At 68.0% G+C, this 20733-nt stretch carries 22 protein-coding genes; 10 read left to right on the top strand and 12 right to left on the bottom strand.

The window, feature by feature from the left end; translation table 11 throughout:
* Positions 1–50: 50 nt before the first annotated feature.
* The 6 genes from ABD225_RS08415 to ABD225_RS08390 all read left to right on the top strand — a co-directional run bounded on the left by ABD225_RS08415 (position 51) and on the right by ABD225_RS08390 (position 5226).
* Positions 51–1073 (top strand): DUF2332 domain-containing protein, encoded by a 1023-nt coding sequence (locus tag ABD225_RS08415; protein WP_344083465.1) that lies wholly within the window; start codon positions 51–53, stop codon positions 1071–1073.
* A gap of 85 nt (positions 1074–1158) precedes the next feature.
* A complete protein-coding gene (gene sqr, locus ABD225_RS08410; RefSeq protein ID WP_344083462.1) occupies positions 1159–2403 on the top strand; it encodes a type III sulfide quinone reductase, selenoprotein subtype in 1245 nt (414 codons plus the stop codon).
* A 6-nt stretch (positions 2404–2409) separates the two neighbouring features.
* Positions 2410–2727: a TusE/DsrC/DsvC family sulfur relay protein gene (locus tag ABD225_RS08405; RefSeq protein ID WP_344083460.1), complete on the top strand. Its 318-nt coding sequence runs from the start codon at positions 2410–2412 to the stop codon at positions 2725–2727.
* Positions 2728–2754: 27 nt separating this feature from the next.
* Positions 2755–3360, top strand: a complete 606-nt coding sequence (locus ABD225_RS08400) for a DsrE/DsrF/DrsH-like family protein (protein ID WP_344083457.1) — start codon at positions 2755–2757, stop codon at positions 3358–3360.
* A 58-nt stretch (positions 3361–3418) separates the two neighbouring features.
* Entirely contained in the window at positions 3419–4315 is an 897-nt protein-coding gene (locus tag ABD225_RS08395; protein WP_344083454.1) for an alpha/beta hydrolase fold domain-containing protein, read from the top strand.
* Between the two features lie 68 nt (positions 4316–4383).
* A complete protein-coding gene (locus ABD225_RS08390; protein WP_344083451.1) occupies positions 4384–5226 on the top strand; it encodes an SDR family NAD(P)-dependent oxidoreductase in 843 nt (280 codons plus the stop codon).
* Positions 5227–5238: 12 nt separating this feature from the next.
* Here the strand turns inward: ABD225_RS08390 and ABD225_RS08385 are convergent, their stop codons facing one another.
* Positions 5239–6141 (bottom strand): cation diffusion facilitator family transporter, encoded by a 903-nt coding sequence (locus ABD225_RS08385; RefSeq protein ID WP_344083448.1) that lies wholly within the window; start codon positions 6139–6141, stop codon positions 5239–5241.
* Between the two features lie 77 nt (positions 6142–6218).
* Here ABD225_RS08385 and ABD225_RS08380 point away from each other — a divergent pair, with 77 nt between their 5' ends.
* Positions 6219–6965, top strand: coding sequence for a class I SAM-dependent DNA methyltransferase (locus ABD225_RS08380; protein WP_344083445.1), 747 nt, complete (start codon positions 6219–6221; stop codon positions 6963–6965).
* Positions 6966–6972: 7 nt separating this feature from the next.
* Here the strand turns inward: ABD225_RS08380 and ABD225_RS08375 are convergent, their stop codons facing one another.
* Entirely contained in the window at positions 6973–7965 is a 993-nt protein-coding gene (locus tag ABD225_RS08375) for a YihY/virulence factor BrkB family protein (RefSeq protein WP_344083442.1), read from the bottom strand.
* 78 nt (positions 7966–8043) lie between these two features.
* Between ABD225_RS08375 and ABD225_RS08370 the strand changes: the two genes are divergently transcribed.
* Positions 8044–8538, top strand: coding sequence for a SixA phosphatase family protein (locus tag ABD225_RS08370; protein ID WP_344083439.1), 495 nt, complete (start codon positions 8044–8046; stop codon positions 8536–8538).
* A 97-nt stretch (positions 8539–8635) separates the two neighbouring features.
* Here the strand turns inward: ABD225_RS08370 and ABD225_RS08365 are convergent, their stop codons facing one another.
* Positions 8636–9670, bottom strand: coding sequence for an ABC transporter permease (locus tag ABD225_RS08365; RefSeq protein ID WP_344083436.1), 1035 nt, complete (start codon positions 9668–9670; stop codon positions 8636–8638).
* Between the two features lie 93 nt (positions 9671–9763).
* On the opposite strand from ABD225_RS08365, the gene ABD225_RS08360 reads away from it, so the two are divergent.
* Positions 9764–10357 carry a TetR/AcrR family transcriptional regulator gene (locus tag ABD225_RS08360; RefSeq protein WP_344083433.1) on the top strand — a complete coding sequence of 198 codons (594 nt, stop codon included), beginning with the start codon at positions 9764–9766 and terminating at the stop codon, positions 10355–10357.
* Between the two features lie 32 nt (positions 10358–10389).
* On the opposite strand, the gene ABD225_RS08355 is transcribed toward ABD225_RS08360, so the two are convergent.
* The 5 genes from ABD225_RS08355 to ABD225_RS08335 form a co-directional block, all read right to left on the bottom strand.
* Entirely contained in the window at positions 10390–11253 is an 864-nt protein-coding gene (locus ABD225_RS08355) for a CPBP family intramembrane glutamic endopeptidase (RefSeq protein WP_344083430.1), read from the bottom strand.
* Between the two features lie 93 nt (positions 11254–11346).
* Positions 11347–12048 (bottom strand): VOC family protein, encoded by a 702-nt coding sequence (locus ABD225_RS08350; RefSeq protein ID WP_344083427.1) that lies wholly within the window; start codon positions 12046–12048, stop codon positions 11347–11349.
* A gap of 75 nt (positions 12049–12123) precedes the next feature.
* Complete coding sequence (locus ABD225_RS08345; protein ID WP_344083424.1) at positions 12124–13224, bottom strand: SLC13 family permease; 1101 nt, start codon at positions 13222–13224, stop codon at positions 12124–12126.
* Between the two features lie 36 nt (positions 13225–13260).
* Positions 13261–13413, bottom strand: a complete 153-nt coding sequence (locus ABD225_RS08340) for a hypothetical protein (protein ID WP_344083421.1) — start codon at positions 13411–13413, stop codon at positions 13261–13263.
* Between the two features lie 258 nt (positions 13414–13671).
* Positions 13672–14364, bottom strand: coding sequence for a phosphatase PAP2 family protein (locus tag ABD225_RS08335; protein WP_344083418.1), 693 nt, complete (start codon positions 14362–14364; stop codon positions 13672–13674).
* 900 nt (positions 14365–15264) lie between these two features.
* On the opposite strand from ABD225_RS08335, the gene ABD225_RS08330 reads away from it, so the two are divergent.
* On the top strand, positions 15265–15747 hold the full coding sequence (locus tag ABD225_RS08330; RefSeq protein WP_344083415.1) for a hypothetical protein: 483 nt from the start codon (positions 15265–15267) through the stop codon (positions 15745–15747).
* A 32-nt stretch (positions 15748–15779) separates the two neighbouring features.
* On the opposite strand, the gene lnt is transcribed toward ABD225_RS08330, so the two are convergent.
* From lnt to ABD225_RS08310, 4 genes are read right to left on the bottom strand one after another with little or no spacing between them, the layout of a single operon-like run.
* A complete protein-coding gene (lnt, locus tag ABD225_RS08325) occupies positions 15780–17381 on the bottom strand; it encodes an apolipoprotein N-acyltransferase (RefSeq protein ID WP_144856757.1) in 1602 nt (533 codons plus the stop codon).
* On the bottom strand, positions 17374–18288 hold the full coding sequence (locus ABD225_RS08320; protein WP_006593157.1) for a cation diffusion facilitator family transporter: 915 nt from the start codon (positions 18286–18288) through the stop codon (positions 17374–17376). Before ABD225_RS08320 ends, lnt begins: the two co-directional genes overlap by 8 nt.
* On the bottom strand, positions 18285–20279 hold the full coding sequence (locus tag ABD225_RS08315; RefSeq protein WP_006593158.1) for a heavy metal translocating P-type ATPase: 1995 nt from the start codon (positions 20277–20279) through the stop codon (positions 18285–18287). Before ABD225_RS08315 ends, ABD225_RS08320 begins: the two co-directional genes overlap by 4 nt.
* Positions 20276–20704, bottom strand: coding sequence for an ArsR/SmtB family transcription factor (locus tag ABD225_RS08310; protein WP_010148050.1), 429 nt, complete (start codon positions 20702–20704; stop codon positions 20276–20278). Before ABD225_RS08310 ends, ABD225_RS08315 begins: the two co-directional genes overlap by 4 nt.
* Positions 20705–20733: the final 29 nt, after the last annotated feature.

Genomic DNA, 20733 nt, shown 5'->3' with positions numbered 1-20733 from the left:
ATCGTGCATTGGGCGCCAGACTCTGGGGGATGTGGCGGCATAGTCGGGGGATGAGCAGTCTGGCGGAGCAGTTCCGGCGGCATTTCGACCATCGCGAGCATCTGTATGGCGTGCTGCTGGCCGAGCTGGCCGACGACCTGGAGGCTGGCGGGCCGACGGCGCAGATCTGTCGGGACGCGTTGGGTGCGACGCGCGCGGACGCCGTGCACCTGCGCCTCCTCGCGGGGATCTTCCGCATCGTGCTGCGCGGGGACGCACCTCAGCTGCGCCCCTTCTATCCCTGCCTCGGCGGGACCGAGCCGGCCGAAAAGTGTTGGCCCGTGCTGCGATCCGTGCTTCCGGAGTATGCCGAGGAGTTGCGCGAGTCCCTGACCCTCCCGCCGCAAACCAATGAGGTGGGTCGCTCGGCCGCGCTCGCGGTCGGGCTCTTCGAGGCGATCCGCCACCACGGCATACACCGGGTGCGCTTGCTGGAGCCTGGGGCTTCGGCGGGTCTGAATCTCAATGTGGCGCGCTATCGCTTCACCGGACCCGGCTGGGCTGCCGGTCCTGCGGACTCCCAGCTGGCTCTCGAGACGGAAGCCGTCGGCATTCGGCCGCAGCCGTTCGAGGTTGTGTCGCGCCGCGGCTGCGACCTCGCGCCAGTGGACATCGCCACCGTCGAGGGGCGCGATTACCTCACGTCCTTCGTCTGGCCCTGGCAAGTGGATCGTCACGCCCGACTGAGTGCAGCCTTCGGCATCGCCGCCGAGCACCCCGTGCCGGTCGACCGCGCGCCGGCGTCGAGGTGGATCGCCGATCAGCTCAGCAGACCCGCGGAAACCGATGTGCTGACTGTCGTCTGGGAATCGATCACTCGCCAGTACTGGCCGAGCGAGGAATCGACTGCGGTGGACGCAGCCATAGCGCAAGCACGCGAGCGAATCCCCTTGGCGCACATCACCTTAGAGGGGCTTCCTCCGACGCAGGGCACCGATGGGTATGCCGTCGTCACCCACGGCCCGCAGCTGCTGGTCGACGGTCGCCTCGTCGCCCGAACCCACCACCATGGGATCCCCATCGTGCCGCTGTGACGGCTGCGAGAGCGGGGGTCTAACTGTGAGGCGAGAGACAGGTGAAGGTTCGGCTTCAATACCCCAGCGGGTATAGCCTGAAGGCGTGACAAGACTGGTCATTCTCGGGGCCGGCACCGCTGGAACGATGCTCGCCAGCAAACTCGCGAAGGCTAACCTGCCGGACCTGACGATCACCGTCGTCGATCAGAATGATGACCACCACTACCAACCGGGCTACCTCTTCATCCCCTTCGGCACCTATCGACCGGAGCAGGTCGTGCGCTCGCGCGCGGCCCAGCTGAGCAAGCAGGTCACCTTCCTGCGGCAAACCATCGAGCGGGTCGATCCCGATGGCCGACAGGTGCACCTCGCAGGCGAAAGTGCGCTGGCATACGACTGGCTTGTCATCGCCAGCGGCACCGCCCCTCGGCCGGACCAGACCCCCGGTCTGATGGATGAAAGAGTCTGGCGGCGTAGCGCTTTCGACTTCTACACCCTGGACGGCGCTGAGGCCCTGCACGCCGCTCTGGCGAACTTCGAGGGCGGCCGGCTGCTCGTTCACATCAGCGAGATGCCGATCAAATGCCCAGTCGCGCCGTTGGAGTTCGCCTTTCTCGCCGACGATTACTTCCGCGGTCGGCGGATGCGTCACAAGGTCGATATCACCTATGTGACCCCGCTCGACGGAGCCTTCACGAAGCCGGTGGCCTCAGCCAGGCTGGGGAATCTCTTGGAGGAGAAGAGCATTCGGCTCGCATCGGACTTCGCCGTCGCCGGTGTCGACCCGCAGGCTAGCACCCTGAACTCGTATGACGGGCGCCACCTCCCCTTCGATCTGCTCGTCACGGTGCCGGTCAATATGGGAGCGCAATTCGTCATCGACTCGGGCTTGGGTGATGACCTGGGGTTCGTGCCGGTGGACAAACACACCCTCCAGTCCGTGGCGCACGAGCGAATCTTCGCCATCGGTGACGCGACGAATGTGCCCACGTCGAAGGCCGGGGCGGTCGCGCACTTCGAGGTCGACCACCTCGTGCGCAATCTGACGGCTGCCATGGCCGGGCAGCCCCTCCCGAGCAGCTATGACGGACATGCCAACTGCTTCGTTGAAGCGGGCCGCGGTAAGGCCCTGCTGCTGGACTTCAATTACGACACCGAGCCGCTCACGGGTCTCTTCCCGGCACCGGTCGTCGGGCCCATGAAGCTCCTCGGCGCTTCGCGCATCAACCACCTCGGCAAGCTGGCCTTCGAGAAGATCTATTGGAACTTGCTGCTGCCGGGGAAGCCGCTGCCGGTGCCGAACGAGATGTCGATGTCCGGCAAGGTGCCGGCCACAGCCAAGAAGTGAGAAGTCATGCCCATCAACACTATTGACGGCCACACCTTCACGGTCAACGACGAGGGCTTCCTCACCGATCGGGCCGAGTGGAGTGAAGATCTGGCGGCGAGTCTGGCGGATCTGATCGGTATCGATGACCTGACCGAACAGCACTGGGCACCCCTTCGCTTCATGCGCACCGATTCCGCGACGACCGGGGTGACCCCGACCCTGCGGCGCATGCAGACCGTCGGCGGGTTCGACATCAAGGAGCTGTTCCTCCTCTTTCCCGGCAAACCAGCCAAGAAGATGGCCTACCTCGCCGGCCTCCCCAAACCCGTCGGCTGCGTCTGACGGCGACCACTCGATCGAAGGTCAACAATGCGAGCAATCCCCGACGGTTTCCTCATCCCTGACTTCGGTGGTGCCAGCCAGGCACCCGCTGCGGCCGCGTCCACGGATGGCGCGCCCACGGCATACGCCGGCCCCCGCAAGATGGCCCTGATCTGTTCCAAAGGCAATCTCGATATGGCCTATCCCGGTCTCATCCTCGGCAATGCCGCGGCCGGTGAGGGTATCGAGACGCACATCTTCTTCACCTTCTGGGGCCTGGACATCATCAACAAGAAGACCAACGACAAGCTGAAGTTCACGATGCTCGGGAACACCGCCATGCACATGGCGGAGCTCGGCTATCTGCGCCCGGGCTTGGAGCATGTCTCGATGCCGCAAGCGATGGGCCAGCTCCCCGGCATGACCGCGATCGCCACGCGGATGATGAAGAAGCAGATGGCGGACCTCGACATCCCCGACGTCCCCGAGTTCCTCGACCTGCTCCAGGCTGCCGGAGTTCATATGTATGCCTGCCGCCTCTCCTTCGACATGATGAAGCTGCTGGAAGCCGACCTGCACCCGGGGGTCGAGGGTGTGATCAGCGCGGCAGACTTCATCGAAATCAGTGCGGGCGCGCAAACGATCTTCATCTAGGAGAGATCGCTGGCGGACCATTTGGAGGACGCACGCCGGCGCAGGGACACTGGTGCCCGTGGATATCACGGCACTGCGCCCACCGGCCGAGGATGGCCCCTGGCCGCCGATGACCCATCTTCCGCCGCTGACATCGGCAGGCTTGCGGGGTGCGACAACCTGGACCGGGCTGACCTATGCACAGGTCCCGGGTTTCCGACCCATGGTGCTGGATTTGCATGTCCCGCAACAGGATCAACCGGCACCTGTGGTCATGTGGGTGCACGGCGGCGGGTGGGCCGAGGGGGACCGGCGGCTGACTCCCTTGCAGTGGGGGCAGCAGCGGATGTTCCAGGCGCTCATCGACGCCGGCATTGCCGTGGCGACACCAGACCACCGGCTCGTCGGAGAGGTCGCCCCGGATGACATGGTGCGCGATCTGATCGCTGCCGTTCGCTATCTGCGGCACTATGCCGACGAGCTCGCCCTCGACCCGGACCGCCTCGCCGTCTGGGGTGACTCCGCCGGCGCCCACCTTGCCGCGCTCGCGGGCTTGGCCGGCAGTGCGGCCCGCCCGGATCCGCACTTCCTCGGCCGACTCGGCGTGGGCTCGGGGCGCACCGATGTCGCGGCGATTGTCTGGTGGTATGGCGCGTCCGACCTCAGCGCTCTGCCCGATCTGACCGAATCTCTGTGGCGCGGAGTCGATCCCGACGCGCGGGGCTGGCTGGCGATGGCCTACTCGCCGGTCACTCACGTCAGCGCAGACTCGCCACCGATGCTGATCATGCACGGTGATGCCGACTCCATGTCACCACTAGACCAAGCCAAACGTTTGCACGCGGCCGCCCAGGACGTGGGCGCGGAGAGTCGCCTGGTCATCGTCCCGGGAGCCGAACACGTCTTCCTCGGCGCCGACATCGAGCAGCAATGGCAGGTCGTCACCGACTTCCTGCGCGAGGTCTTCGCCCTTTAGCCGACAGCGGATGGCCGGCAACACACCCGGCGACAGCGCCCGCTTGGGGGCGTGCCTACGATGACGGCGTGACACCACGCACGATCGTCATCACGGGGGCCAGCGATGGCATCGGCAAAGCCGCCGCGCAGCAACTCGCCGCGCAGGGTCACCGGGTGGTGTTGGTTGGCCGGTCTCCAGACAAGACCCGTGCAGCGGTTGAGCAGATCCGTGCTGGACTGCCGACGGCGCAGGTTCGAGGACTCACGACAGATTTCGCCGATCTTGCCCAGGTGCGTGATCTGGCCGCGACTCTGCTCCGTGAGGAGCAGCGGATCGATGTTCTCGCCCTCAATGCTGGCTCGGTTTTCGGCAAACACCTGCTGACCACGGAGGGTCACGAAGCCACCCTGGCGACCAACCACCTTGGCGGCTTCTTGTTGGCGGAGTTACTGCGGGACCGACTGATCGCCTCCGCGCCCAGCCGGATCGTCATCACCTCCTCCGGCGCGCATTATCGAGGCACGCTCGATTTCGAGAACCTGGAACTCGCCAAGGGCTATCAGCTGATGCGCGGTTATGCCCGCTCCAAGCTGGCGAATGTCGTCTATGCCAACTACCTCGCGCGTGACCTCGAGGGCACTGGCGTGACGGCCAACTCCTTCCATCCCGGCGTCGTCGCGACGAACATCTGGCGCGGCGCACCCGCCTGGCTGCGACCGATTCTGGGCGTGGTCAAGAAGGTGCGGATGATCAGCCCGGACGAGGGCGGCGCGCGACTGGCATACCTCGCCACGAGCCCGGAGGTTGCCGGGACCACGGGCACCTATTTCGACGAGAACAAACCCAAGGACCCGCTCCCCGCCGCGCTCGATCACGCCGTGCAAGATCAGCTGTATGCCGTGAGCCGCCGCCTGGTCGGCCTCACCTAATCCCCAGCTTGATCACCATGACGTGCGCGAGCACGCGCTGGAGTCGGGTGGCTCGACTTGAATGGTCGCGTGCTCGATGCCAAAGCGCTCACGCATCAGTGCCCCCGCGTCGGTGAGGATGCGGTGAGCGTCTGCGGGTCCCGGTGTGGTGACCAAGTGCGCGGTCGCGACACTCATCCCGGATGTCAAGGTCCACAGGTGCAAGTCGTGCACCTCCGAGACATCGGCCACATCTTCCAGCGCTCCCGCAACCTCGTGCGGATCGACATCCTTGGGCGCATGTTGGCCGAGCACGGCCAGCACCTCGCGACCCAACCAGATCGCGCGCAGCGCCACGAAAACGGCAATCGCGAGGGCGACGATCGTGTCCCACCATCGATCTCCCGTGGCCCGGACGAGGACACCCGCGGCGATGACACCAACCGAACCGATGGTGTCGGCGACTACCTCGAGATAGGCGCCTTTGAGGGTGAGCGACTCTTCGGAACCGTTGCGCAACAAGCCAATACAGATCACGTTGATGAGCAAGCCGAGTGTGCCGACGAGCATCATGGTCCCGGACGCGACCTCGGGCGCACCGCCGAACCGACGGATTGCCTCAATGACGATATAGACCGAGACGCCGAGCATCAGCAGCACGGCGATCCCGGAGGCGAAGACCTCAGCGCGATAGCTGCCGTAGGTGCGTCGGCCCGTGGCGTCGGGGCGCGTCGCAATACGGGTCGCCACCAAAGCGGCGCCCAGCGCGACCACATCGGCCGCCATATGCCCGGCATCACTGATCAGCGCGAGCGAGCGTGCCAGCAGCCCTGACGCGAGTTCGACGGTGAAGAAGGCCGCGACCAATCCAAAGGCAATCTGCAATCGCCAGCGGTGGGCCGTCGCCGCAGACCCGTGCCCGTGATCGTGTCCCATAACGCACCTCCCGTCCACAACGACCCTATCCACGCTCTGGCTATCTCAGTGGCCCCCGGGCCTCTGCCTCGGCAAAGATGGAACCCGTGACGAGCAGCGATCTGTGGGACGCCGAGGCAGCGGGGAGGTATGACGAGGAGCTGGGAGAGATGGCCTCTTCCAAGGTCATTGGGGAGACCGTCGGCTTCCTCGCTGGCCTCGCTGGGGCCGGACCTGCGCTGGAGTTCGCGATCGGAACGGGCCGGGTAGCCGTTCCGCTGCTGCGTGCCGGGGTGCCGGTAACGGGTATCGAACTCTCGCGGCCGATGATCGACCAATTGCGTTCCAAAGTCTCGGCTGAGCAGCTGCCGGTCACGATCGGCGACATGGCGACAACGCAGGTGCGAGGCGATTTCAGTCTGGTCTATCTCGTCTTCAACACGCTCGGGAATCTTCGAACCCAGGCGGAGCAGGTCGCCTGTTTCCGCAATGCTGCAGGCCACCTCGCACCGGGCGGACGCTTCGTCATCGAGTTGTGGGTCCCCCAGCTTAGGCGTTTCCCACCCGGAGCCGGCGGGGCGCCGTTCGACGTGAGCGAACGGCATACCGGCATCGATACCTACGACCTGAGCACTCAGCAGGGCACATCGCATCACTACACCCGCGAGCGTGATGGGTCGATCCGATATTCCTGCAGCAACTTTCGCTATGCCTGGGCGCCGGAGTGCGATCTGATGGCGCAACTGGCGGGCCTGGAGTTCGAGGCGAGGTACGCGGATTGGGACCGCAGCCCGTTCACCTCGGACAGCCCGAGCCACGTCTCTGTGTGGCGTAAGCCCTTGTGACGCAGGGCTAGTCCGTCGCCGGTGGCGGGGGAGACGGCTCACGCTGGGCGCGGGGATCAAAGAAGACCTCAATGCGTTCGTAGCCTTTGGTGCGCATAGTGCGAGCCTGCGCGGCGTACTGGCGCTTGTCGGCTTCCGTGAGATCGACGTGATCGGTGAAGGGGGTGAGCAGCGCTCGCGGATAGAGCTTCTTGGCGGAGACCGAATTAATTTCGGCGCCGATGATGAGGATCAGCGCGGCCAGATCGATGAAGGCCAACAACCCGAGGACGAAGCCGAAGACGCTATTGGTCGCCGAGGCATCGCGCACGACCCGGCCGACATAGACCACGCCATAACTTTGCAGGATTTGCAGGAGGATGGCCGCAACCATCGAGCCCACGACGAGGTGCCGGCGCTGTGCCGCGCCGACGCCGATCCGATAGACGAGATAGAGGATTCCGGTATTGAGCAGGACGGTCGCGAGCAGGACTAGCCAGTTGTTGGCCGCGCCCAGATCGTAGGTCGCCCCGATGGTCGCGATGGCCGTCGTCGCGACGACGAGCAGAAGTCCGACAGGGACGATCAACAGGCTACGACCCCGCGAGAGAACAGGATTCGGGCGCGAATTGCGCGGGATCGACCAAATGGTGTTCATCGCGTACTGCAGCGCATTGCCGACCCCGAGGGCGCCATAGATCGACGCCGCGCTTCCGACGATCACGCCAACTGGCCCGCCGGACAACGATTTCGGATCGCCAAGTTGGTCACCCACGACAGGAACCTGCCGAACGGCGGATTCGATGATCCGCTGCTGCAGGTCGGGATTGTTCACCAGGACGACCGACAGGATCGTCGAGATGAGGATCAGCAGCGGGAAGAGCGAGATGAAGCCGTAATAGGTCAAGAGCGCCGCCAGGTAGCCGCCGGAATCGTCGAAGAACTTCCAGGCCACCGCGAGCGGGAAACCGAGCACCGGGTGCCGTCGCTGGAAGCGATCCACCCGATCCACAACGCTCACACGACAAATCATCCCGTATGCCGTGCCATCCGCGCGCTGCCCCGGTGCGACCGGTTGGTGCCGGGCTAGCCTGCGGCCATGGCCAAGACGCTCCTGTTGATCCGGCACGCGAAATCCGACTGGGACATCGCGGCGAGCGACCGAGATCGACCCCTGGCAGCGCGGGGTCGCCGGCAAGCACCGGCGACGGGACGGTGGATCGCCGACCGCGACCTGATTCCCGAGCAGGCGTTGGTGTCACCCGCCGCGCGGGCGCGGCAGACGTGGGATCTGGTTGCAGGGGCGTGGGCAGAGAGCGAGACGGACGTCATCTCGGCGGAGGCGGCATACACCTTCGACGGCGCGGAACTGCTCGAATTAGTCCGGGGGACAGGGGATTCCGTGAATCGGCTGGCGATTACCGGCCACAATCCGGCGATCTCGGAACTGGTCGAGATGTTGACCGGGCGATACGAGCCGATGCCCACCTCGGCCCTGGCGGTCATCGAGCTGAGCGAGTGGGCGACCGCGGGGGACGGCACGGCGAGTTTGCTGTATGCAGGCCGACCCGCCGACGATTCCCGCCCAAAGTGACGAACTCGGCCTGAGGTCGTCACATTCGGCCGAGTTCGTCAGGTCAACCTGACGATCTGGGCTGAACCTGACGACCTCACCGGCTCGGGGCTCGGCGTCAAGCAGTGACCTGGGCCGCGCTCGGGTGCTCGTGGCGCATGCCCTCGTCATCGCGGCGCGGACCGAACCACAACATCGCGACCCCCACCAGCGACCAGGCGGCGAGAACCAGCCAGCCGTGCGTCATCGACGCATTGGGGAAGTAGGACTCCAGCCGCAGGAGCGTCCCGGAGGCGCCAGGGACGAAGAACTGGCCGATCTCGCCCCAGTGCCAAGGCAGGAACTCCTTGGGCAGCGACATTCCCGAGAGCGGGTTGCCGAGGAAGAGGGTGATGACGGCACCGATAGCGATGCCGGGCTGCCCGATGAGGCCGTGCAGGCCGACGATGAGCGCCGCGGTCGCGAAGAGGGCCGAGCCGATGATGGCGGCGGCGCCGAGGTATGAGCCGGTCAGCACGTGCAGCCAGGGGCCGAGGACGGCGGCGAGGGCCAGGCCCCCGACCACGGCATATGCCGCGACGGCGCCGAGCCGGCGTTTGTGGCCGGTCACCAGGAGTGAGACGAGGACACCCCCGAGCATCCCGCCCATGGCGAGGGGGAGTCCAGCCACGGCGAGATTGCTGCCCCGGGGGTCCTTCTCGCCGAAGGGGACGATGTCAGTGGTCGTGACGGCGGGTGCGGCCTGACCACTCGCCTTGGCCTGCTCGGCTGCCTGGGCGGCCAGCTTCTGCGAAACGCCCGTAAGTGCCTGTGCCGCAACGGGGCTCGCGGCACTTGCGGTGAGCACTTCGATTCCGGTTCGGCCCGTCACGATGGCGCCATAGGCCTCCCGCTTCTCGATCGCCGTCACGGCGGCGGCACGGTCGGTTCCGGCCGTGATCTCGAAGGCGCCGGTCGCGCTGAGGGCCTGGGTTAGTTGCGCCGTTGCGGCAGTCGGTCCGGCAACGACGATCGGTAGATCCTTGACCTTGCTGGTGTAGCTCGGCCACAGAAAGGCCAAGAGCACGATAAGGACCGCGACCGAGGCGAGCACGGCGGTGCGGATGGTCGCATGCCATGGGGTCACGGCGGGGGTTGTGATGGCGTTGGACACGCGGTCTCCTTAAAGCGAATGTTCGTTCGTTATCCAGAATGCACGCGTCATGGACATTTGTAAAACGAACGTTCTGTTTGTCACAATGAGGAGGTGCCAAAGATCTCAGACGCCCAGCGCGCGGCCGTACGCGGCCGGATCATCGACGCAACGATTGATGTCGCATCACGCAAGGGTCTGGTGGATCTGGCGATGTCCGACATCATCCGGGAATCTGGCATGTCTGCTGGCGCGATCTATGGGCATTTCGACGGCAAGGACGCGCTCCTCATCGAGGTCGCCGAGCGGGTGATGATCGGGCGCAGCGCGGAACTCATGGCGCTCGCCCACACCACGCCGCTCCCCACGCCCGCCCAACTGCTTCGGCGACTGATCGACGCAATGCCCCCAGAAATCGTTGATGGCGGGCTCGTGCTCCAGATCTGGGGTGCGGTCGGTGCGGGCGGGTCGATGCGGCCGGTCGCTATGTCGGCCGTGGAGAAGCTGATGAAGGGCTTCGAGGTGTATCTCACCGAATGGTTTGTCGCGCGCGGTGCCACGCGGCGAAGCGCTGGCGCGCGGGCTCGCAAGCAGGTCGCGGCCTTCCTGGGTCTGGCCCAGGGGTATCTCGTGCACCGTGCGGTGCTCGGTCCGGAGGCATCGGATCGCTACCTCGCGGCTGTGGACTCCCTCCTGGCTGACGTCTAACGCGCCCTGACTCATTGCTCGAAGCCCAGGGCCTACTCCCTGGCGAGCCCGCGGGCGAAGAGGAAGGCGCGGTCGCGCCATACGACCAAAGCCGTGACCACGAGCAGCACCCCCGTGGCGATGAGCTCGGTGTCGGGGTCCGTGGCCAGCACCTGAGTGATGAGGTTCGCGGCGAGGTGAAAGAGCACGGCGAGAGTGATATTCCGGTTGCCGCGGTAGTAGATCCAGTTCATCAGCAGCACGAACGGGATCATGCTCAGCGGGAAGTTCAGTGCATAGATCCAGCCCTCGGCCGCGGTCTCACTTTGCGAGGAGCCGGCGACAAAGGCCAGCGGCAGGTGCCAGATCGCCCAGATCGGGATGAAAACCAGCGACGCCCCGACGATCGAAAACCGGGTCCGTAGGGCGTCGGTGCCATACGAGTGCCACGCGAGCTCTTCGACAATCGGCGCGAGAACCAGCACGATCCAACCGGGCAGGATGCCGGCGGAGAAAGTGACTCCGCCGCGCAGGGCGAACTGGTCGGCGGAGTGGCCGAAAGCGAGCGAGATCAACGTCGCCGCAACGATTGCCGCCGGCATCATGCCGACCGCGGCGAGTAACCAAGCTGGCCGGACCCCACGGAAATCCCAGAGCCGGCGCAGCATGTCGCTGCGCATCAGGGGGTCTTGGCGGGTCATCCAGAAGGCCACGGCGAGCGGTGCGCACAGGCCGAGTATGCCGAGGGTCGCGACCAGGCCGCCCCAGCCGGTGCCGTCGTGGCTGGCATACGCGGCGGGAATCCACAGGGCCCACGGAATCGCCGTGGCGAGGAAGAAGAACCGCCATGGATGGGCGTAGCGGCGACGGATGGAAAGGCTGTCCTGAGAGGAGATGTGGAGGGGCTGGGCGGACATACTTCGACGCTATTGCTGTGCTCGGGGCGCCGCTGTGAGGGTCACCACCGAGGGCCACCCGGTCTGACCGAGATGGCCTCAGGGTGGGAGTGGTTAGTCCTCGGGGAGGGCAGGCTCGGCAACGCAGAGGACAGCGAGATTCCCCTGAGAATCGGCAAGGACGGTCAGGCCAGGTGATTCGCTGTCATCAACGATGGTGCCGCCCGCGGCCAGAGCAGCGGCAAGCCGTGCTGCGGCGACGGAGCGCGGCACATAGACCTCGAGGTGGAAGCGTTGGCCGCTGGCTTCTGGAGCATCACCGAACCACAGATTTGGGCTGCGGCCGGTGGCATCGCGGATTTCGTCGCCTGGGGTTCCGCGTCCTCGGGCATCGGCGTCGCCCGTCAGCAGCGCGGCCCAGAAGGGCGCGATCTGCGAGGAATCCGCTGTGTCCAAACCAAGTTCGATGACGCTGACGGCGTCTGGCTCGGCGGTGAGGCCGAGGTCGCCGGCGCAGGCTGTGATCGCCGCGGCCGTGTCGACATCCCGTTGGGTGACCCACTCCACGATGTGCTCCACGCCGTCGTCATCGCGATAGATGGCGTCGGCCGTGGACAATTTCAGGTCGACATAGCCGGGCCCCATCGACACTCTCGGGTAGTGGCCGTGGGCGTCACCCACGCTCCCGATGGCGGCCACGAAACGCGCGCCACCGGCGAAGTCCGGCACGGCATACCGCGCGTGCAGCCCCTGGGCCAGCTTGCGCCATTCACGCAGCCCCGCGCCGGCGATGGCATCCCCGCTCAGCATGTCCATTCGGAAACGCTACCGAACGGGCGCCGGCCTATGGCTTGGAAGCTTCGGCGGGCCGCGAGGGCCATCCAGGCGCTATCAGCTCGAGACGAGGCGCACGGCGAGCGTCGCGCCGAGCACTGAGAGCGATGCGCAGGTGAAGCCGCCGAGCGCGAGGCGCCACAGCCGCCAGCGCACTCCGGCCGCCCGGCAACGCTGCAGCCAGAGCAGCGTTGCGAGGGAGGCCCATGGGGTGACGAGCGGGCCGGCGTTGGTGCCGATGAGAACGGCCATCAGACGCAGCCGATCGCCCGCCGCGGCGGGTTCGAGGGCGAGATAGGCGGGCAGGTTGTTGATGGCATTCGAGGTGAGGGCCGAGGTGCCTGCGGCCCTGAGGAGGTCAGGCGCCGTGGTGCCGGTTCCCGCCAGATTGAGCAGTGGGGTGAGGAGTCCGGCGTCGTGCGCGGCGGCGACCCCGATCGTGAGCGCGGCGAAGGCGAGAGCCATCAGCCACGGCAGGTTGAGGTGTTTCAGGTGCTGCGGGGCCCGCCACGCGGTCGCCGCGGCCAGGACCAGCGCGGCGGCGGCAGCGACGGCCCACGGCGGCAAGCCTGCGGCGAAGGCGGGGCCGATGACCAGGCATGCGAGGGCCGCGCAGCGAAGCAAGAACCGGTCATGCGGATCGGCCGGTGGGTCCACGGCATAGCGCGTGCCCAGGTCGCGCCAGTGCAGGGCCGCGATGACCGCGAGGGTGATCGCGATGCTCGCGATCGCGGGCGCGAGGGCGAGGCGGACGTATGCCGTGTGATCCACCCCCAACGTCTCAAGGCGTTGCAAAGCAAGCAGATTCGTCAGATTGGAGACGGGCAGGAGAAGCGAGCCGGTGTTGGCGATCCACAGCGTGGTCAGGGCGAAGGGTCGCGGCGGGACGCCGATCTGATTGGCGACGGCGAGGGCGACCGGGGTGAGGAGGACGGCGGTGGTGTCGAGACTGAGGAAGATCGTGCATGTCACCGCGAAGCCCGAAAAGAGCAGCCAGAGCAGCCACATCCGGTGTCGTCCGTGCCGAGCGATCCAATGCCCGATGACATCGAAGACTCCGGCGCGATCACTGAGTTCTGCGACCGCGGTGATCGCCAGCAGGAAGGCCACGATCGGCAGCGCGCGCCCGAGCCCCTCGGTGACCACGTCTAACGACACGAGTGGTCATCTTGTCACTGGTCGTCAAAGGCTGATCTAGGTGGTTGAGGAACGGGCTGCGGCCTGCAGTAGGGCCCGACCGGACGGGTCGGCCAGGGTGAGGTGGCCGATCTCGTCAGCGGTGAACCACGCCAGGCCGTGAGCCCGCCCGTCGCGCACGAGGACGGCCACGGCGATCGCGATGGGCATGACGACAAGTGTGCCGTCCGGGTGCGGCCGCCCTGGGGAACTTCACTGTCGCCAGGGGAGCAGCAAACTTCCCCACGCAGACCGTCAGCTGACCCGCATACTGCGGTGGTGCGTGAGGAGCTATTGCGGGCGATGGGAGCACAGCGACCTGTGGGTTCACCTTCGTCGGCGAGCGTAAGCATGGCGGCCGGCCCCACGCGTTCTACGAACTCCGCAGATAAACCCTGCGCGCTCATGCCGCCTGTCGCGCGCCGTCCTTCACTCACGCCCAAGAACAGGGATGTTGCCGGTGGACCGTGGTCGGGTCACGATGTGGGCCAGCCCGACTAGGGCGCAGCTCGCGGCAATGTCGAGGACGTAGTGGTTCCCCGTCGTCAGTACGACGGCTGCCATTGCGACCGGCAACAACCATGGCCACCACCGCGATCCCGCCAGGTGAAGGCCGTACGCGACCCACAGGCACCAGGCGACGTGCATGCTCGGGAACGCCGAGTTCAGATTCCCGCCGACCGACTTGCTCGGATGCGACCCGAGCAGGTCATGTGCGGCGACGATGTCGATCGTGCCCGGTGTCGAGAACCGCGGCGGGGCTACGGGGAAGCGCCAGTAGACCAGCAAAGCTAGGGCGGCCACGACGAACCAAGCTCGAGTGACCCGGACGAAGATCTCACGGTGCCGCAACCACAAGTACAGGGTCGTCACGGCGACGGGCAGGTAGTAGAGCCGGTACAGATACACCTCCGACGTGACGAGCACGGCACGCCTCGCGAGCCAACGGTTCATGCCGAGCTCGATGTCCACCCCGAGTGTTCGTTCGAGCCCGATGAGCTGCCGGGCGTTGGCCAGCGCCACGGCGTCGTCACCTCCAAGGCGGCTGTGCATCCATGTGAAGGCGACCACGGCCGCCACGAACGTGAGGAGCGCCACCATCCCACCCCGGCGACGATGCATGCGCCCATGAAACCACCGAGTGACGACGGCGCGACAGGTGGGCGCGGTGTATATCGGGCGAGGGCCGGCGGCGACCTGTCCGATGGAGCGGTGGACATCTCCTGGGATCCGACAGCCCACTTGTAGGTTCTCGGGCGACCTGTCGGGCGCGCAGCCCACTGACCTGCGCAGCGACATCTTGGTGAGACTCCGGCTGTCTCAACAACTTGTCGGAATCTCGGCCCTGATCTGCAGACCAGGCTGGCTGGGGGTCGGCAGCATCGGTTCGTGGGCGGCTAGCGGGGGGCGCTCCCCGCATCTTCCTCGATCACCATCCCGAGTCGATAGAGAGCGTTGCGGCTCGCGAGCAGTTGCCCGAGCCGGATGATGGGGGTCGTAGCAGCCGCTGCGACCTGCCCCAGACCACGCTGCCGAGGACGAGGTCCACCTGAGTCCCGCCAGCGATCGGGGTGACGGTGACGCGAAACCACCGTCCCGGTCCGGAACGGGACGAGCGCAAGACTTCCCGACAGACTGCTATTTCTCCTGCCACAACACGTGGCCCGCGGTCTCATCGGCGGTCGGCTCCAGCGCGCGGAACCGGCGCACGTAAATGCCCTGCAGCCTGCCCTCAGTGCGGTTGCCCTTGCGCATCGTGCCGATAGCCCGGGCCCTCGTCGGGCTGCAGATGTGGTGTCCGGAACGCCGGTGACCGGCGAGCCTGTCCAACTCGGCTCAGCGGCCAACTGGTGAAGCACCGGTCGCCTACAACTGGCCATTGACACCTACCGTGTGCTTGCAGGTTGCCGCTGTACCTGCGGTGCCCCGGTTCTGGTTGCCCCGCCGAGGCGTGGTTCATCCGTCGCCCGGGGCCGCGGAGTCGCGGGGACCGGGTCGTTGCAGTCTTCGGAGAGGTATCGCATGTCCCGTGCTGAGCCAGCCGAGTTCGTGGTGGACCGGCAGGTCTGGACCAGCTATCGACCCTTCCTGGACCTCGGGTCCGTGGGGGTCGTGCTGGGTGGGTTGCTCGCTGCCGTCACAGGGCCTCTGGCGCTGCCCATGGGGTCATGGGCAGCTGCCTACCTCGTGCTAGTGGTCGGGGTCGGCCAGATCGTCCTTGCTGGCGGTCAGGCGTTCGTGGGCGGGTCGGACCTGGCGTCGTGGCGAGTCTGGTCCGAGGTCATGGCGTGGAACCTCGGTAGCGGCATCGTTCTTGTCGGTGGTAGGCCCGGGATCCCCGTGGTGGTCGCCGTTGGGGGGCTGGTGCTGCTGGCGGCCCTCGTACTCTTCGCGACCGCGGTGCGTGGCGGGGGAGCAGCCGTGGGCCTGTATCGCTTCTTCACGCTCTTCCTCGCGGCGAGCGTGGCCGTCGGGGTCGGACTCTCTGCCGTACGCCACGGATAAGCCGCCCCTGGCGTGATGGCCCCCACCTTGGATCAGGCGCCTGTGTGGGCCCCGGGTGATCCACGGCGAGGCAGCCGTCGCCGTGGTTGCCAGAAGAGCCCAACGGCGACGACGAGGGCGGCGGCGGGTACGACCCAGGGGCCGGTGTGGACGGCGAGGGTCTGCTCGGTGCGCACCGGCAGCTGCCCCAGCAGGGTCGCCTGGGTGTACGGGTCGCTGCGTTGGTGAACGACTCCGTCCGGGGTGATGAGTCCGGAGACACCGACGTTGCTGACGTGCGCGACGGAGCGGCCGTACTCGACCGCCCGGACCCGGGAGATGGCCAGATGCTGCACGGACTGGTCTCCCTCGCCGAACCAGGCGTTGCTCGTGGGGACCACGAGCAGCTGCGCGCCGCCGGTGACGAGGTCGCGCACTGCCCGGTCCACGACGATCTCGAAGCAGATGGCCAGGCCCAGGTCCACGGGCCGGCCGTCGGCAAGCGGCACCGGCACCACGCCGGGGCGGTCGCCGGCGCTGAGGTCGACGATCCGGTCCACCCACGGGCTGAGGTGCCTCAGGAGCGGGCGCAGCGGCATGACCTCACCGAAGGGCGCCAGATAGATCTTGCTGTACGTCTGGTCGAGCCCTAGCCCGGGCAGGTAGCTGAACACCATGTTGGCGGGTGGCCCGGCACCGCCCTGTCGGGACAGGCCACCGAGCACCAGCGGGGCGCCGACGGCTTCCACTGCCGCCATGATCTGGTCGGTGGCCGCCTGGCCGACCCGCGGGTCCAGCGGGTCCAGGTCGGTGGCGCCCTCGGGCCACACGACCAGGTCCGGAGCCGCAGTCTGGCCGGCGTCGACACGGGCCGCTAGCTCGTGGGTGCGGTCGGCATACCGGTTGAGCATCGTCCCCGGCTCGGCGGTCAGGGTCCGGGTGTACCCCTCGGGGATGTCTCCCTGGAGCGCGGCCACGCGCACCGGCTCTCCCCCGGTCGGGCGGGGAACCAGCACCGGCCCGACCACCAGGACAGCGGCAGCAACCAGCGCTCCGGTGGCCCTGCCCAGGTGCGTGCGCCCAGGTGCGAGGAACCGCTGCACGGCCACGGCGAGCAGACCACCGGTCAAGGCGAGGAGGAAGCCGAATCCCGGGACTGCCAGGAGGCTGACGGCGCCGAGCATCGGTGAGTCCGCCTGGCTGAAGCCCAGCCGTGCCCAGGGAAAGCCGCCGAACGGGGTGACCGAGCGTGCCCACTCCATCAGTACCCACGCCGCGGCACCGACGACGGGGCGGACCGCGCCCGTGCGCTGCAGCAGCGTCAGCAGCACGCCGAGGGCGGCCGGGTAGAAGGCGGAGGCCACGCTCATGGCAAGCCAGGCCGGAGCGCCGGCGTAGGTGCCGGCCCAGGTGAACATCGGCGTGAACCAGGCCAGTCCCAACAGCAACCCGGACAGCGCACCGACCCACCAAGACGCCCCGGCCGTGGCCAGCGCGAGCGCAGCGCACCCGACGATCGCCAGCCACCACACGTCGTTCCCCGGGAACGCCAGCCACAGGGCGGCACCGCCCAGCAGACCGAGCAGCATGCGTGCCGCGAGCACCAGCAGGAAGTATCCATGGCCCGTCCGGACCGGACGGGCCAGCCTATGCATGGGCGGCGTGCTCGCGTTCGGCGTGGTGCGGGGGTTCGAGCTGGATGGTGGAGTGCTCGATGCTGACGGTGAAGTGGGCGGCGACGCAGTCCTGGAGCTGGGCGAGCATCTCGGCGGCGTGGCCGTCGGTGAAGCACTCCTCGTCGAGGACGACGTGGGCGGTCAGCACGGGCAGTCCGGTGGCGATGGTGGAGGCGTGCAGGTCGTGCACGTCCTGAACGTGCGGGACGGCGAGCAGGTGGGCACGGACGTCGTCCAGGTCCAGACCCTTGGGGGTCGACTCCAGCAGGATGTGGCCGGCCTCGCGCAGGATGGCGATCGCCCGGGGCACGATGAGGGCGGCGATGACCATGCCGGCGATCGCGTCGATGCGGACCCACCCGGTGGTCGCGATGACGATGGCGCTGATGATGACGGCCACGGACCCGAGGGCGTCGTTGACGACCTCGAGGAACGCGGCGCGCATGTTCAGGTTCGCGGCCCTACCGGTGCTGAGGACCAGCATCGAGGCGATGTTGCCGGCCAGGCCGACGATGCCGAAGAGGAGCAGGCCGGTGGAGCTGACCTCGTGCGGTTCGTAGAGCCGCCGTACGCCCTCGACGAAGGCGTAGATCCCGACCCCGAGGAGCACGGTCGCCTGGGCGCCGGCGGCGAGGACCTCTGCACGGCGGAACCCCCAGGTCCGGGCCGGGGTGGGTGGGCGCAGCGCCAGCGACGCGGCGACCAGTGCCATGGCCAGCCCGGCGGCGTCGGTGAGCATGTGCCCCGCGTCGACCAGCAACGCCAGGGAGCCGGTCCACACGGCACCGATCACCTCGGCGACCAGGATGGTCGCGGTGATCGCGAACGCGACCGCCAGCCGGCCCCTGTGGCTGGTCCCGACGCCGTGGTCGTGACCGGCGCTCATGCAGTCGCTCCTTCCAGACGGGCGGGATCCGCCGGGGAGGCGGTCAGGGTGGGCAGCTGCCGGGTGCGTCCGGCGCGGACGCCGTTGGCGATGACCAGGACCTCGGCCAGCTCGTGGACCAGCACCACGGCTGCCAGGCCAAGCACACCGAACAGGGCCAACGGGATGAGGACCGCGATCAGGACCAGGGACAGCACGACGTTCTGCAGCATGATCGTCCGGGTGCGGCGAGCGTGGTCGAACGCCAACGGCAGCAGCCGCAGGTCATCGCCCATCAGGGCCACGTCGGCGGTCTCGATCGCCACGTCGGTGCCCATGGCGCCCATCGCCACGCCGACGTCCGCGGTCGCCAGCGCTGGTGCGTCGTTGACGCCGTCGCCGACCATCGCGGTCGCGCCGTGGGCGCGCAGCCCGGTGACGACCTTCGACTTGTCCTCCGGGCGCAGGTCGGCGTGCACCTGCTCGATCCCGGCCTGGGCGGCCAGCGCTGCGGCGGTGGCGTGGTTGTCGCCGGTGAGCATGGCCACGGTGTAGCGGCGGTCGCGGAAGCGGGCGATGACCTCGGCGGCCTCGGACCGCAGCTCGTCCCGGACGGCGATCGCGCCGACCGGTTGACCGTTGACCTCGACCACGACCGCGGTCGCCCCCGCCCGCTGCATACTGATGACGTCCCCGGACAGGGTGCCCGGGTCGACCCAGTCGGGCTTGCCCAGCCGGACCCGGGCACCGTCCACGGTCCCGACCAGCCCGGCGCCGACCACCGCGTCGACGTCCTGCGCGGCAGGCGCCCGGTCGGCGGCGGCCAGGATCGCTGCGGCGAGCGGGTGCTCGCTGCGGGCCTCCAGCGCGGCCGCCCAGGCCAGCACCTGCTCCCGGTCGGTCCCGGCGCTGGTGGCGACGTCGACCACGGCCGGCCGGTTGCGGGTCAGGGTGCCGGTCTTGTCCAGGGCGACGGTGCGCACCCTGCCCAAGGTCTCCATGGCGGCGCCACCCTTGACCAGGATCCCGCGGCGGCTGGCGGCCCCGATCGAGGCGACGCTGGTGACCGGCACCGAGATCGCCAGCGCGCAGGGAGAGGCGGCGACGACCATCACCAGGGCCCGGTGCACCCACACCGACGGGTCGCCCAGGAGCGCGCCGAGAAGGGCCGTCAGGCCTGCGGCGACCAGGATGCCCGGCACCAGCGGGCGGGCGATCCGGTCGGCCAGTCGCTGGGTGGCGCCGCGGCGGGACTGCTCGGCCTCCACGACGTGCACGATCCGGGCCAGCGAGTTGTCCTGCGCGGTGGAGGTGACCTCCACCTCCAGGGCGCCGGTGCCGTTGATCGACCCGGCGAAGACGTCCTTGCCCGGCCCGGTCTCCACCGGCATGGATTCACCCGTGATGGCCGAGGTGTCCAGGGCGCTTCGACCGGTCCGCACGGTCCCGTCGGTCGCCAGCCGCTCCCCGGGCCGCACCACCATCACGTCGCCGATGACCAGCTGTGCCGGGTCCACCACGAGCTCCCGGCCGTCGCGGAGCACGCTCGCCTCCTTGGGCACCAGGTCCAACAGCGCCCGCAGGCCGTGCCGGGTGCGGGCCAGGGAGTACTCCTCCAGGCCCTCGCTCAGGGAGAACAGGAACGCCAGCGCAGCAGCCTCCTCGACCTGCCCCAGCAGGGTCGCCCCGACCGCGCCGATCGTCATCAGCAGACCCACGCCGAGCTTGCCGCGCGCCAGACGGCGCAGCGCACCCGGCACGAACGTGGAGCCACCCACGAGCAGCGCCGCCGCGGCGAGCACAAGCTCGACGGTCTCCCATCCCCCGAGCCCGGCGAGGAACCCGGCCAGCAGCAGCGCACCGGAGGCCAGACCCAGCTGCACCTCCCGCACCTGCCACAGCCGGGTCGCCGGCTCCTCGACCTCTCCTGCTCGAGCTGGTGGGGCGACGGGAGCCTCGCATCCGCACGCGTCCACCGCCACCTCCCGCTGCGGCGTCTGCGGCCCGCTCACGCCCCCGCCTCCTGCCCGGCGTGGGGGCGCAGCTGCTCGGGGGCCGGGTTCCCCGCGGTCCCCGCGCCGTAGTTCGGGCACAGCGCGACCGCATACCCCGACGTCGCGAGCAGGCGCTCCGCCGCGTCCAGCACGTCCAGCAGCTCCGGAGCACTGGTCAGCGAGAACATCGAGGCCCGGCCCTCCGGGCGCGAGACCACCAGGCCGCAGTCTCGCAGGCAGGCCAGGTGCGCACTGACCGTGGACTGCGCCAGCCCCAGGTGCTCCGTGAGGTCGCGCACCTTGTGCTCCCCCAGCGTCAGGTGCTGCAGGATCGCCAACCGTGACCGGTCTGACAGACCGTGGAACAGCGCGGCCGCCACGTCGAGCCCTTCAGCTCGGGTGCCGTCGCCTGGCGCGGGTGCGCTCTGTGATGTCATCGTCATGCGCCGATCATAGCCGGATGCCGGCCGTC

This window comes from Nostocoides veronense, from assembly GCF_039531185.1.
Classification (GTDB): Bacteria; Actinomycetota; Actinomycetes; order Actinomycetales; family Dermatophilaceae; genus Nostocoides_A; species Nostocoides_A veronense.
This window is presented reverse-complemented; position numbering and strand designations above follow the sequence as displayed.